The sequence below is a fragment of the Streptomyces virginiae genome, from assembly GCF_041432505.1.
In the GTDB taxonomy this organism is placed as follows: domain Bacteria; phylum Actinomycetota; class Actinomycetes; order Streptomycetales; family Streptomycetaceae; genus Streptomyces; species Streptomyces virginiae_A.
The window spans coordinates 5,560,335-5,573,553 of record NZ_CP107871.1 but is presented as its reverse complement, the minus strand read 5'-3'; the positions used below and the strand labels follow the sequence as shown (position 1 = coordinate 5,573,553).

Here is a 13,219-nt window from a genome sequence, read left to right as displayed (position 1 = left end):
GACCGGCCATGACCGAAGTATTCAGCACCACGGCCCCGGACGGCACGGCGTTCACGATCACAGCACGGTCTCGATGATTTCGAGCCATGTCGCGCGATCTCCCTCAAGATCTTCCCCCGACTGTCGCCGGGATGCGTTCCCCAGAGGTCACACGCCACCGTTCACCTTGTTACTCACCAGGAAGAGCCAACTCGAACCACACAGTCTTGCCCGATTTCCCGTGCCGGGTCCCCCAGCGCTGCGAGGTGACGGCGACCAGGTGCAGGCCACGGCCCCCCTCGTCGTCGTGGTTCGCGACCCGTTCACGGGGCGGATCCGGAAGCGGATCGGAAACCTCCACGAGCAGGGCGGGGCCGGCCGCGGGGCTGTCGGCGGCTGGATTGCGCCGTTCCAGGCGGACGCCGATGGGGCCGGAGGCGTACCGCAGGGAATTGGTGACCAGCTCGCTGACCAGCAGGACGGTCACATCGCCGACGGCTTCCAGGCCCCAGTCGTGCAAAGTGCCGCGGACGGCGTGGCGGGCGGTACGGACGGCACCGGGCTCGGCGGGGAAAGCCCACTCGGCGCACTCACCGTCTGTGTCGATCACGCCGATCACTTCCCGGGCCAGCAGTGACCCCAGTCCGGTTCGTCGGGGACGAAAGGGGGACGAGATAGGGATTAATAGCGACATACCCGATATTCGGGGCGTCGTACCACTCGATCCCCCACCCACCGGCGCACTGTGGCGCAGACGGCCTAGACCGGGAGCGTCACGCGCCCCCGCCGCCGTCCTGGCGCAACCGGCGCCCGGCCTCGGCGACCGCGGGCCGGTCCTGGTCCAGCCAGTCCACCGACTCCAGCTCCTCCGGCCCGAGCCAGCGCAGCTCGTCGTGGTCCTCCAACGGGGCGGGCACTCCGGACAGCAGCCGGGCCGTCCACACGTGCAGGACGAGGCCGGGCCGCAGCGGCCACTCCCCCGGGATCCGCTCCAGCGGCTCGGCCTCGACGCCGAGCTCCTCGCGCAGTTCGCGCACCAGCGCGTCGGGGACGGACTCACCCGGTTCGGCCTTGCCCCCCGGCAGCTCCCAGCGTCCGGCGAGTTCGGGCGGTGCGCTGCGGCGGGCGGCCAGCAGGCGCCCCTCATGACAAAGGGCTCCGCCCACGACCACTCGTACCGTCATGGGCGGAGCCTATGTCAGCGTCGCGGAGCGCTGCGACGCTCAGTTCATCGTGGCGGTCTGACCGATCCGCTCGACCCAGTAGAGCTGCTTGTGTCCTCGGTCCTCGAGGCTGTCGGCGACCTTCTGGGCCTCGGCCCGGGTGGCGTACCGACCCACCCGGTAGCGGTTGCCGTTGTCGTCCTCGCGTATGACCAGCCACGGAAGCAGGGCACCGCTGTCGTTCATTGCGTTTCACCCTCCGCCGACGTACTTGTCCGGGAAACCGCATTGCGCATATGCCCGAGCTTACGCCCGACCTTTACGGAGCGGATACGGTTTTTCACGAAGAGATACCTCAGAGGCGTACGCATCCGGCCATGCGTACGAGCGGGCCGTGCGCGCCGGTCCGAAGGGGGCGCACAGGCGGCCCGGTCGGGATCGCCGCACCACCGGGCGAGGGGCATCCGCGCAGGTGGCGCGGGGTAAGCGGCGGGGCGTCCGGAGCGGTACCGGCCGCGGCGCACGGGAAGGGGATCCCGGCATACGGACCGAACGGTCCGAGGACACCCGGGGCCGCGAGGGCACGGGCGACCACCATCGCGCCGAAACCCGCCGGGTCACCGGCGTCCGGCCGGGCGCGCGTGAACCCCCGGGCGCCGCCCGGGGGTTGATGTCGCGCAGAGGGAACGGAGGCGAGCGGAAGGGGCGGAAGGGGGGCGGTTACCTCACCGGGAGGTGGTACGCCAGGCGGTAGCGGTCCGCCGGGACCACCACGTCGGCGGTCTCCACCGCCCGGCCGGAGGCGTAGTAGGTGCGGCCGATCACCAGCACCACATGCCCCGGCACCCCGCCGAGGAGCAGGATCTCCTCCGCCAGACCGGGCCGTGCGCCGACCTCCTCGACCACGTTGTCCACGACGACGTCGATCGCGGCCATCCGGTCGACCACCCCGGAGCCTCCCAACGGCCCCTCCTCGGGCAGCATCACGGGGGTCCGGCCGGTCACGGACAGTGGCTCCCAGGAGGTCGACAGCATCATCGCCTCCCCCGCGTCGCGGAAGACGTACCGCGTCCGCATCACGCGCTCGCCCGGTTCGATGCCGAGCCGCTTCGCGATCTCGGCGGGCGCGGCCGCCTGCTCGCTGCTCGACTCCCACGTGCCCCGCGCGCCCGCGTCGGCCTGTTCCTGGCGGAACGGCGTCGAGGCGCCTCCCGTGCGGTAGCCGGCGCGCGCCACCCGCCGCGGGACCGGCTGCTCCCGTACGTACGTGCCGGATCCGGACCGGCCCTCGACCAGGCCCTCCGCCATGAGGACCTTGCGCGCCTCCAGGGCCACGGTGTCGGAGACCCCGTACTCCTCGCGGATGCGTGCCTGAGAGGGAAGCCGGGCGTGCGGGGGCAGAGAACCGTCGACGATCTTCCGTCGCAGATCCCCGGCCACGCGCAGATAGGCCGGCTGCTCACCGAAAGTCACTGGCCACTCCCATCAGGTTGACAGACAGCTACACCCTGGCAACCGACGGTTGAAGACCGCAAGCAAGGGCCAGAGTTTCACTCGAAGTGATGAAGCCAGGTCCTCAAACCCGTCACCCTGCGTCACCCCGACGTCGTCACACCGACTCGGACGAGGGCCCCCCGTCGGATCCACCGTCCCCGTCCTCCAGGTCGTCCTCGATCTCCTGCAGCCACTGCGGAATCACCGTCGAAAGCCCGTACGCACCGCGCAGCGCCTGTGCCGTCTCCAAGGACATGGCGAGCTCCGCCGCGCGCCACGCGCGGTTGAAATCCTCCGGCGTCCTGGCCTGCGAGGCGCGCTGCCACTGCGTGCGCGCCGACGCGATCTCCTTCAGCTGCGCCGCCACGGCCTTCTCCGTCCCCGGCCGGGCCGCGTCCCCCTGGAGGAGCTTCGCCTCGGCGCCCAGCGCCGCGTTCACCTCACGTGCCCACGCCTGGTACTCCGGCAGCACGTCCTCCACGTCGCTGTCGGGAGGCCGGCTCATGACGAACTCGACGGAGTTGGCGGCCTGCAGGAAGGCTGCCTGCTCGGGCCTGAGCATCGGGGCGTCCTTGCGCAGGCTGCCCCGCCACTCCTCCTCGGTCGTACCGATCACGCAGACCAGTGCCCGGTTGCCCTGGCGCCAGGACGCGCGGGAGGGCGCGTAGTAGAACATCTCCGCGTACTCGGGCAGTGCCCACGTGTCCATCGCGTACGCGTCCTGGGCCTTCCAGCACGTGTCCTCGGCCGCGCGGTCGGCCGCCCGGGACTCGGGGTCGTCCGGCACCTCCAGCACCTCGGCGGCGGTGACCTCGCCGTGGTGCACCCGCGCGCAGTCGATCCGGTACGTCACGGGCCGCTCGTCGATCAGGTCCCCGCCGGGAACGTTGAAGCAGTCGCCCGCCCGCAGGTCGTCGAGGTCCGTGAGCTCGCCCTCGACGTCGGTGTACTCGCGCAGCGAGTCGAACCGGTCGTCGACGGAGTTCAGGAGCCGCTGGCCGGTGAACACCAGCGCGCCGGTCATCAGCACGGACACCACCAGGCCCACGATCGCCAGGGCCTTGCCCCGGTCGCCCCGCTTCGCGATCTGTACGAGGGCCGCGATGCCGAAGGCTATGCCGAGCGGCGGGAAGCACAGCAGCCCGGACAGCAGCGAGGCGAGTGCGAATCCGTTGAGCGCCGGCGGCTGCTGTCCGTAACCGGGCGGCGGGGCCCACCACAGGTGCGGGGGCGGCGGGGGCCCGGAGGGGCCCGGTCCGGGAGGAGGACTCGGCGGGTTGCTCACGGGGGGTGGACTCCATCGCAGGGCGGCATCGCGGGGCGCCGCGCCGCAGCGGGCGCGAACGAATGCGCGAACGAATGCGCGAAATAGTACGCAGCTCAGGCCCCCGGCGGATCGGTCGCCCCCGCCGTCACGCACGGCCCGGTCGGCGCCCACCGCTCCCGCGCCCCGGTGCGTGACAGAACCCCTCCGACGATCGACGACGCGTAACATCCGTGCCGTACACCGGCCATGACCGAGCGAAGGTGTTCCACCCATGACGCACGCACTCCCCGGCTACATCTGTTCCGAGGACGGCACCCGCGCGGACGTCCGGACCGCCCCGTGGGCGTGCCCGGTCTGTGGCGGACCCTGGGACCTCGATTTCACCCCGGACCCGACCGCGGCCCTGGAACCGGCCGCGGGGCCGAACTCGCTGTGGCGGTACGGGTCCGTGCTGCCGCTGCCCGGGGCGTTCTCCGTGTCGCTGGCCGAGGGGCACACGCCACTGATCCCGCTGGCGGAGCGGATCCACGCCAAACTCGACTTCCTGATGCCCTCGCTGTCCTTCAAGGACCGGGGCGCGGTGATGCTCGTGGAGCTCGCCCGGCGGCTCGCGCCGCAGCGGGTCGTGGCGGACAGCAGCGGCAACGCCGGTACGGCGGTGGCCGCGTACTGCGCGCGCGCCGGACTGGACTGCGAGATCTACGTCCCCGAGGGCACGTCGGAGAAGAAGACGGCCCGGATGCAGGCCCACGGCGCCGTCGTCCGGGTGATCCCCGGCGGCCGGGAGGACGCCGCGCAGGCCGCCCGGGCGGCGGCGGACGCACCCGGCGTCTTCTACGCGAGCCACGTCTTCAACCCGTACTTCCTGCACGGGACCAAGACGTACGTGTACGAGGTGTGGGAGGAGCTGGGCGGCCGGCTCCCGGAGGTGCTGGTGGTCCCCGTGGGCAACGGCACCCTGCTGCTCGGGGCCGCCCTGGCCGTGGAGGAACTGGCCCGGCGCGGGGTCCGGCCGCCGGCCCTGATCGCGGTCCAGGCGGAGGCGGTGGCCCCGCTGGCGCGGGCCTTCGCGGCGGGCGCCGAGGAGGCCGCTCCGGTGGAACAGCGGCCGACCCTGGCCGAGGGGATCGCGATCCCGGCGCCGCCGCGCGCCCGCCAGATCCTGGCGGCGGTCCGCAAGTCCGGCGGCACCGTCCTGACCGTCCCGGACGACCGGCTGCGCGAGGCCCAGCAGGACCTGGCCCGCCGCGGCCTGTCCGTGGAGGCGACGGCCGCCGCCTGCTGGGCCGCGGTGGGCCCCGCGGCCCCCGGGGATCCCCTGCAGGGCCGCACCGCCGTGCTCCCCCTGTGCGGCGCGGGGAAGTAGAGGGCGGCCGACCTGCGCCCCGCGCCGGCGTCCGCGCCCCGCACCGCCCCACGTCCATGTCGGAATTCCGCGAGCCCGGACGCGCCCGGTCTGATGAACTGGCCCCATGACCACCCATGTTGATCTCGCCGCCCGGGCCAAGGCGTTCACGGCCCTGCACACCCCGGCCGCCCCGCTCGCCCTCGCCAACGCCTGGGACGTGGCAAGCGCCCGCATCGTCGAAGCCGCCGGCGCTCCCGCCGTCGCCACCACCAGCGCCGGCGTCGCCTGGTCCCTCGGGTCCCCCGACGGCGACGCGCTCGCCCGGGACCGGGCCCTCGACCTCGTCGCCCGCGTGGTCGACGCCGTCTCCGTGCCCGTCACCGCCGACATCGAGGGCGGCTTCGGCGCCGACCCGGCCGCCGTGGGCGAGACCGTCACCGGGGTCCTCGCCGCCGGGGCGGTCGGCATCAACATCGAGGACGGCCACCGCGACCCGGCCGAGCAGGTCGAGCGCCTGGCCGCGGCCCGCGCCGCGGCCGACGCCGCCGGGGTCCCGCTCTACATCAACGCCCGCGTCGACACCTACCTCCGGGGCTTCGGCGAGGACGCCACCCGCCTGGACGACACCCTGGCCCGCGCCGCCGCGTACCTGCGGGCCGGAGCCACCGGCGTCTTCGTGCCGGGCGTCCTCGACCCGACCACCGTCGCCGAGCTGGCCAAGGGCATCGACGCGCCCCTCAACATCCTGCTCGGCCCGGACGCCCCGACCGTGGCCGCCTTCGGCGCCCTCGGCGTCTCCCGCGTCAGCCTCGGCTCCTGGGTGGCCGAAGCCGCGTACGCCGTGGTGCGCCGCGCCACCGAGGAGCTGCTCTCGGAAGGCACCTACGGGGCGCTCGCGCACTCCCTGCCCTACGGCGAGCTGAACGACCTGCTCAAGGGCTGAGAAATCCGGAAGCGTGCATGGGCCAACGACCTTAGGATCCGGGCATGAGCACCTCAACTCCGGTCGACGGCAAGGCCGCCGGGTCCGCCTCCACCCCGCTCGGCGGGATCTCGGGGGCGGTCTGGGCCGCCCTCGCCCTCGTCTACGTGGTCTGGGGCTCGACCTACCTCGGCATCCGGATCGTCGTCGAGACCATGCCGCCCTTCCTCTCCGCCGGAGCCCGGTTCATCACCGCCGGTCTGCTGCTGGCCGGGGTCGTCGCCTGCCGGTACGGCACGGCCGCGCTGCGGGCCACCCGCGCGCAGCTCGGCTCGTCGGTCCTGGTCGGCCTGCTGCTGATCCTCGGCGGGAACGGCGGTGTGGTCCTCGCCGAGACCTCGGTGCCCTCGGGCCTCGCCGCGCTGTTGGTGGCGGCGGTGCCGATGTGGGTGGTGGTGCTCCGGGCGATCACCGGGGACCGGCCGCCGCGGCGCACCCTGGTCGGGGTGCTGGTGGGTCTCGCCGGGCTCGCGGTGCTGACCGGCCCCGGGCTCAGCGGCGCGGTGCGGCTGTCGGGGGTGCTGCTGGTCGTGGCGGCCTCGGTCCTGTGGTCGCTGGGCTCGTTCACGGCGCCCCGGCTGACGTTGCCGGCCAACCCCTTCACGGGCAGCGCCTACCAGATGTTCGCGGGCGGGATCGCCGCCGTGGTCGTCGGCCTGCTGCGCGGCGAGCACCGTGGCCTGGACCCGGCGGCGTTCTCCACCGCCTCCTGGGTGGCTCTGGGCTATCTGACGGTCGTCGGCTCGCTCGTCGGCTTCACGGCGTACGTGTGGCTGCTCCAGGCCGCTCCGCTGTCGCTGGTGTCCACGTACGCGTACGTCAATCCGGTGGTGGCCGTGGCGCTCGGCACGCTGATCCTCGACGAGGCGCTGACCTGGCCGATCGTGGTCGGCGGTGCGATCGTCGTCGTGGCGGTGGGCGTGATCGTCAGCACCGAGCGGAAGAAGTGACGGACGGGGAGGCGGTGGCGGCGCGGGTGCGCGCTCAGCCCCGCGCGGCCTGTTCGTACAGGGCTTTGGCGTGCTCGTCGAAGAGCGCGGCCGTGGAGTCCACGTCCGTGTCCCCGCCGCTCAGCACCCCGATCAGGTGCCCGGCCCGGTCCGGGCCGCCCCGGTCGGCGATCCAGGGGCTGCCGCTGGTCCCCGTCCAGAACCCGGCGCAGCTCATGTAGAGCATGTCGGGGTCGTCCTCGTCGTGGTGGGTCTGGGTGGTGCAGGAGACGGGCTTGTTCTCCGGGTTGTGCTCGGACTCCGGGTAGCCGACGACGGTCACGTCCCGCTCGTACCCCGAGGTCCACTCGGGCTTCGGGGCCTCGGCGCCGCCACCGACCGCGTCCTGGATGCTGCGCCCGTCCTCGTCCGGCTCGATGGTGAGGAAGGCGAAGTCGGCGGTGTCCTCGCCCCATTTCGTCCAGCGGTCGTCCACGTGGATCGACTTGACCTTCCACACGCCCAGCGGCTGGGTGCCGGCGCCCTCGCCGGAGAAGGCCGGGGCGAAGGAGAGCTCGCCGATGGCCAGGCCGTCGTGGGCCACCTCGCCCGGTTGCCCGTCCTCGCCCGCCGGGGCCACGCAGTGCGCGGCGGTGGCGACGACGTTGCCCTCGGGGCTGTCGACGACGCTCGCCGTGCACCAGTGCTCGCCGCCCGCCATCAGTACTCCGACGGTGGGGAAGGGGAGCACCGGCCGCTCGCCGGGCACCTTGAGGAACGCGACGGCGAACACCGCCACGATCCCCGCCGCGGCGGCCGCCGACGCCCCCTTCACCACCGTGCTCATCGCACGACGGGATCGGGTGTCGGTGCCTTCATCACCTTGCTGATCCACTCCAGGGAGCCCTCCCTCATACCGCGCACGTACGACTTCCCGTTGTGCTCACCATCCTGGATCACCTGGAGCGAAGTGTGCACGGGGCCCTTGCCGAAGTCGTTCATGAACTTCTCCGCCTTGTCGCGGCCGCTCTCCTTGGTGCCGATCTGGAAGTTGATGTAGACGTCCGGACCTCCCGCCGCGATCAGCCGCGCGGCGAGCTTCTCCGGGTTGTCGGCGTCCATGGCCTGCTGGTTCCCCTGCCACAGCGGGGAGTCGGGGACGATGTCGACCCCGCTCGCGATGGCCGCCTTGAACCGGTCGGGGTGCTTGAGGACGTGCTTGAAGGCACCGAACCCGCCCGCGGAGGAGCCCATGAAGGCCCAGCCGTCGCGGGACGTGAAGGTTCGGAAATTGGCCTTCGTGAAATCCGGGATGTCTTCGACCATCCAGGTGCCCATCTTGGGCCGGCCGGGGATGTCCGAGGCGTCGAAGTGGTGCTTGGTGTCGGCGTTGTGCACCGGCATGATCAGGATGAAGGGCAGGCTGGTGCCGGCCTTGGCCCCGTCGCTCACGGCCTGCTGGAGGCCGAGGCCCGGACCCGTACCCCAGTAGTTGGTGGGGTAGCCGCGGCCGCCGGGCAGGGAGATCAGGACCGGGAAGCCGCTCTTGGCGTACCTCGGGTCGTCGTACTCCTTGGGTACCCACACCCACACGTCACCCGTGAAGCCCGACTTCTTGCCGGTGAGGGTGGTGCGGCCGATCTGGGTGCCGTCCGGCAGCCGGGAGGTGCGGACGAACGAGGCCTTCGGCCCGGTCGGCATCTGCACCTCGGGCGGTACGTCGGCGACCGCTCCGGCCTTCTCCTGGATCTTGCCGAAGGCGACCGGATCCCCTATGTCCGAGAAGAGGCCGTACCGGTACGCCGCCGTTCCGGCCCCGGCGAGGGTGAGCGCGAGCCCGCCGCTGATGAGGATCATGCGCAGGCGATGGGGGCGGCGGCGGCCCTCGGTCACAGGGCCGCCGTCGCCTTGCTGGTCTTGCTGCACGGTTGTTGTCCCGTTCCTTCTCCGGCGCCCGGTCAGAGGCGCGGGTCGGACCGATCGGTCCCCCTTACACCCTTTACAGAGGTATGAACGACGGGATGGGTTGCCTGGGACGGGGGTGACGTGGCGAGCGCCACGCGGGCGGGCGGACGGGCCGCCGGGACGCGCCGCCGGGCCGGTCAGCCGACTTCGGGCTTCGGCCCCTTCAGGACCTTGCTGACCCACTCCAGGGAGCCTTCCTTCATGCCCCGGACGTAGTGCCAGCCGTTGTGCTCACCGTTCTGGATGTCGCGGATGGTCGTCTTGACCGGTCCCTTGCCGAACTGCTGCTGGAACTTCGTCATCCGCTCCTTCCCGCTCTCCTTGGTGCCGATCTGGAAGTTGATGTAGACCTCGGGACCCTTGGTGTCGATCAGCTTCTGGGCGAGCTTCTCCGGGTTGTTCGCGTCCATCTCCGCCTGGTGGCCCTTCCACAGCGGGGAGTCCGGAACGATCTCGCCGCCGCTGGCGATCACGGCCTTGAACCGGTCCGGGTGCTGCAGGACGGTCTTCATGCCGACGAAGGCGCCGGAGGAGGAGCCCATGAAGGCCCAGCCGTCACGGGACTTGTAGGTACGGAAGTTGGCCTTGACGAAGTCCGGGACGTCCTCGGCGATCCACGTGCCCATCTTGGCCTGGCCGGGGATGTCGGAGCCGTCGTAGTAGTACTTGGCGTCCGGGTTGAGCACCGGCATGATCACGACGAACGGCAGGCTGGTGCCGGCCTTGACGCCGTCGCTGACGGCCTTCTGCAGGCCGAGGCTGCGGTCGGCCCAGTAGTTGTCCGGGAAGCCGTTGCCGCCGGGGAGCGCGATGAGGACCGGGAAGCCGCTCTTCGCGTACTTCGGGTCGTCGTACTCCTTGGGCGCCCACACCCATACGTCGCCCTCGAAGCCGGACTTCGCGCCGGCGAGGCGGGTCTTGGCGATGATCGTGCCGTCGTCGAGCTTGGTGGTCTGCTTGAAGCCCGACCTGGGACCGGCCGGCAGAGCCACGTCCGGGTCACCGGAGGGGGTGGCGGCGGTCGCCGGGGCGCTCGGGTCCGCCTTGCCGGTGGCCGGGGGCGGGGTGTTCTCACCGAAGCTCACCTCCTCACCGTCGCCGGAGAACCGGTCGAGCTTCCAGGCGGCGAACCCGCCGCCACCGAGCAGCAACGCGAGGGCGACGCCCGCGCCGATCCATATGCGGCGCCGGGAGCGCTTCGGCTCCGGTATCCGGGCGGCGGCGGGCCGCTCGCCGTCGGGCTGCCGGTAGGGGTACTGCGGCGGGCCCGGGTCCCCGGGGAAGTCCTGGTGGCCCTGGTACTGCTCCTGGGGCGGGTACTCCTGGTACGACGGCTGCTCATCGGGCCGCGGGCGCTGCGGGTACTGGTGCACGGACTTCGCTCCGAACGGTCATGGCTGCCCCCCGAGGGCAGAACGGCTGTACTTCCCCTGGAGGCGATCCGGCCCGACCGACAGGACACCCCCTGGTTCTGATGTACGAAACCGTCACGTAGTTCCACGAGCGAGCGAAGTCACGCCGGGCGCCCCGAACCGGCCGACCGGCTCAGCGCTGGGCGTCGAGCACCTCCGCGCACCGCCCGAGCAGCTGGATCAGCAGCTCCCGTTCCTCGCCGGTGAACGCGGCGGCGAGCGCCCGCTCCACCCGCACCGCGCCCGCGTCCGCCAGCTCCATCACCGCGCGACCCTCGTCCGTGAGCCGGGTCTCCAGCACGTTGCGGTGCCATTCGTGCGGGGTGCGCTCGATGAGCCCGCGCTCCTGGAGGTTCTTCAGCACGGTGTTCATGGTCGGCGGCGTCACTCCGCACAGGCGGGCGAGCGCGGCGGCCGAGATGCCCGGCTTCTCGGCCAGCCAGAGCAGGGCGGCGTACTGGGGAACCGTTACTGCGGCAGGCTTGCACGCCGCGTTCTTCGCCGCGAGAAGCGCCTGCTCAGCACGCTTGAGGTGAGAGCCGATGCGCTCCTCGGGGGCCATGGAGGTCATGCCCGCATCCTACGGCCACCCTTGCAAGCATTAGAGCTCTCACATACATTCGCCTTCACCTGATCGATAGAGGACATCCATGAAGACGAAGTCGTTCCTGCCCGCAGCTCTGACGTCGACGGTCACGGCCCTGACCCTCGCCCTGGCAGTGGCCCCCGCACAGGCGCACGCTCCGGCGGGCGACGCCCGGATATCCACGGCCTTCACGCTGCCCGGCGGGAAGGTCTACCCGGAGGGCATCGCCGCCGACCCCCGTACCCGCACCGTCTACGTCGGCTCGTACGCGGACGGCACCGTCTACCGGGCCCGTCCCGGGCGGGGCGAGGCCGAGGTGTTCCTGCCCTCCGGCACCGACGGCCGCCGCACGGCGAACGGCCTGCGCGTCGACGCCCTCGGCCGCCTGTGGGTCACCGACTCCACCGCGGGTGTGGCGGTGTACGACACCGCCGACGGGTCGCGACTGGCCCACTTCGAGGTGGCCCAGGGGCCCGGAGCCCCCGCGCATTTCGTCAACGACCTGGCCTTCGCCCCGGACGGCACCGCCTACCTCACCGACAGCGTCCGCGCGGTGATCTACCGGGTCACCCCCGAGCAGTTGGCCGCCGGGAGCGGCACCCTGACCGAGGCCTACGACCTCTCCCCGGCCCTGCGCCCCCGACCGGCCGGGAGCTTCAGCCTCAACGGGATCGTCGCCGACCGGGCGGGCCGCTACCTCCTCACCGTCGACATGACGGCGGGCGACCTCTACCGCGTCGACCTGCGCACCGGCGCCGTCCGTCGCGTGGATCTCGGCGGCGGCGACCTGAAGGCCGCCGACGGCCTCGACCTCTCCCCCGACGGCACCCTGCGCGTGGCGCACAACACCACCAACACGCTGACGCGCTGGCAGGTCCGCGGGGACGGCACCCGGGCCCGCCTGACCCGGACGATCACGGACCCGTCCCTGCAGATCCCGACGACCCTCGTGCACACCCCGGGGCGCACGCTGGTGGTCCGCTCGCAGTTCGACAAGGGCGGCCCCATGTCCCCCGGTTCGGGGACCCCGACCACCTTCACGGTCGCCGCGGTCCGCGGCCTGTGATCCGTTCCGGTACGGCGTGAGCGGCGCCGGCCCGGACAGCCGTGTCCGTACCTGCCCGGCGCTGCGTTCAACAGGCTTCCGTCGACCCGTTCTTGGCGTGCCGGCGGGCCCGCATGTCGACGTAGATGTACGGCAGTCCGGGCAGCAGCAGGAGCGGCGCGACCCACAGTGGGAGCGTGAACAGCACCTTCTCGCCGGCCAGCCACTTCACGAGGATCAGCACGGGCAGACCGACGACGAGGGAGAGCAGCCACTGGTGGTGCATGCGCATGGTGCCCCGGCGCAGTTCCCAGGCGACGGTGACCGCGCCGACGGCCGTCCAGAAGGCGAGTTGGTCGGCGCGTACGTCCAGCGCGGTGGTCCGGCGGATCAGGAACGTGAGGAGCGGAAGCATTCCGAGGATGAAGCAGGCCATGGCCGTCGTGCGCAGGGCCCGGTGGGTGAAGGGGGCGCGTTCGCGCGCCCAGGCCGCGGCGAAGGCCCGTACGTCCGGGCCGACGACGTCCTGCGCGGTGCGCCCGGCGGCCTCCGCGTCCTCCAGGTGCGCGGAGAGCTCGTCGAGCATCTCCCGCATGTCCGCCTCGGCGACGCCGCGGTACCCCCAGTTGCTGCGGCAGGCCGCGAGTATCTGCTCGTTCGTCATGGTGTGTCTTCCCCCGTGGATGGCGTACCGGCGCTCAGGATCCGATCGACGGGCCCGGCGAAGGACTGCCAGCCGGCCCGCCCCGCGGTCAGCTCGGCACGCCCGGCCTCGGTCGGTCGGTAGTACTTGCGCGGGGCGCCGCCGCTGGAGGACGGGGCACGGTAGGAGGAGATGAGCCCCGCCCGTTCCATCCGCGCGAGCAGCGGATAGATGCTGCCGTCACTGACGAGGTCGAGCCCACCCTCGGCGAGCGCCTCGGCGAACTCGAAGCCGTATCTGGGTCGTTCGGCGATCAGGGACAGCAGGCAGAGGTCGAGCACTCCGCGCAGGAGCTGGCTGCGCCGTTGGTCGGCGGTCGCGGTCGGCTCCATTGTCATGCGGTACA

The 13,219-nt window shown here is 72.1% G+C and carries 15 protein-coding genes; 4 read left to right on the top strand and 11 right to left on the bottom strand.

Annotated features, from left to right (window positions below):
• Positions 1-169: 169 nt before the first annotated feature.
• The 5 genes from OG624_RS26130 to OG624_RS26110 all read right to left on the bottom strand — a co-directional run bounded on the left by OG624_RS26130 (position 170) and on the right by OG624_RS26110 (position 3,921).
• Positions 170-598, bottom strand: coding sequence for an ATP-binding protein (locus OG624_RS26130; protein ID WP_033218475.1), 429 nt, complete (start codon positions 596-598; stop codon positions 170-172).
• Positions 599-752: 154 nt separating this feature from the next.
• Complete coding sequence (locus tag OG624_RS26125) at positions 753-1,163, bottom strand: (deoxy)nucleoside triphosphate pyrophosphohydrolase (protein ID WP_033218473.1); 411 nt, start codon at positions 1,161-1,163, stop codon at positions 753-755.
• Between the two features lie 39 nt (positions 1,164-1,202).
• Positions 1,203-1,388: an SPOR domain-containing protein gene (locus tag OG624_RS26120; RefSeq protein ID WP_030012541.1), complete on the bottom strand. Its 186-nt coding sequence runs from the start codon at positions 1,386-1,388 to the stop codon at positions 1,203-1,205.
• 474 nt (positions 1,389-1,862) lie between these two features.
• Positions 1,863-2,615, bottom strand: coding sequence for a GntR family transcriptional regulator (locus OG624_RS26115; protein WP_033218471.1), 753 nt, complete (start codon positions 2,613-2,615; stop codon positions 1,863-1,865).
• A 136-nt stretch (positions 2,616-2,751) separates the two neighbouring features.
• Positions 2,752-3,921, bottom strand: coding sequence for a DUF4190 domain-containing protein (locus OG624_RS26110; RefSeq protein ID WP_033218469.1), 1,170 nt, complete (start codon positions 3,919-3,921; stop codon positions 2,752-2,754).
• 253 nt (positions 3,922-4,174) lie between these two features.
• Between OG624_RS26110 and OG624_RS26105 the strand changes: the two genes are divergently transcribed.
• The 3 genes from OG624_RS26105 (at position 4,175) to OG624_RS26095 (ending at position 7,183) form a co-directional block, all read left to right on the top strand.
• A complete protein-coding gene (locus OG624_RS26105) occupies positions 4,175-5,269 on the top strand; it encodes a pyridoxal-phosphate dependent enzyme (RefSeq protein ID WP_033218467.1) in 1,095 nt (364 codons plus the stop codon).
• Between the two features lie 106 nt (positions 5,270-5,375).
• Complete coding sequence (locus OG624_RS26100; protein WP_033218465.1) at positions 5,376-6,194, top strand: isocitrate lyase/PEP mutase family protein; 819 nt, start codon at positions 5,376-5,378, stop codon at positions 6,192-6,194.
• 44 nt (positions 6,195-6,238) lie between these two features.
• Positions 6,239-7,183, top strand: a complete 945-nt coding sequence (locus OG624_RS26095) for an EamA family transporter (RefSeq protein WP_051763092.1) — start codon at positions 6,239-6,241, stop codon at positions 7,181-7,183.
• 34 nt (positions 7,184-7,217) lie between these two features.
• On the opposite strand, the gene OG624_RS26090 is transcribed toward OG624_RS26095, so the two are convergent.
• From OG624_RS26090 to OG624_RS26075, 4 genes are all read right to left on the bottom strand, one after another.
• Positions 7,218-8,009 (bottom strand): trypsin-like serine peptidase, encoded by a 792-nt coding sequence (locus OG624_RS26090; RefSeq protein WP_033218463.1) that lies wholly within the window; start codon positions 8,007-8,009, stop codon positions 7,218-7,220.
• On the bottom strand, positions 8,006-9,088 hold the full coding sequence (locus OG624_RS26085) for an alpha/beta hydrolase (protein WP_033218461.1): 1,083 nt from the start codon (positions 9,086-9,088) through the stop codon (positions 8,006-8,008). Before OG624_RS26085 ends, OG624_RS26090 begins: the two co-directional genes overlap by 4 nt.
• A gap of 176 nt (positions 9,089-9,264) precedes the next feature.
• On the bottom strand, positions 9,265-10,338 hold the full coding sequence (locus OG624_RS26080) for an alpha/beta hydrolase (RefSeq protein WP_051763126.1): 1,074 nt from the start codon (positions 10,336-10,338) through the stop codon (positions 9,265-9,267).
• Between the two features lie 334 nt (positions 10,339-10,672).
• A complete protein-coding gene (locus tag OG624_RS26075; protein ID WP_202505955.1) occupies positions 10,673-11,110 on the bottom strand; it encodes a MarR family winged helix-turn-helix transcriptional regulator in 438 nt (145 codons plus the stop codon).
• Between the two features lie 79 nt (positions 11,111-11,189).
• On the opposite strand from OG624_RS26075, the gene OG624_RS26070 reads away from it, so the two are divergent.
• A complete protein-coding gene (locus OG624_RS26070; protein ID WP_033218459.1) occupies positions 11,190-12,191 on the top strand; it encodes an SMP-30/gluconolactonase/LRE family protein in 1,002 nt (333 codons plus the stop codon).
• A gap of 67 nt (positions 12,192-12,258) precedes the next feature.
• On the opposite strand, the gene OG624_RS26065 is transcribed toward OG624_RS26070, so the two are convergent.
• Both OG624_RS26065 and OG624_RS26060 read right to left on the bottom strand, forming a co-directional pair.
• Complete coding sequence (locus tag OG624_RS26065; RefSeq protein ID WP_161291033.1) at positions 12,259-12,834, bottom strand: hypothetical protein; 576 nt, start codon at positions 12,832-12,834, stop codon at positions 12,259-12,261.
• Positions 12,831-13,211: a PadR family transcriptional regulator gene (locus tag OG624_RS26060; protein ID WP_371639906.1), complete on the bottom strand. Its 381-nt coding sequence runs from the start codon at positions 13,209-13,211 to the stop codon at positions 12,831-12,833. The genes OG624_RS26065 and OG624_RS26060 overlap by 4 nt, the downstream gene beginning before the upstream one ends.
• Positions 13,212-13,219: the final 8 nt, after the last annotated feature.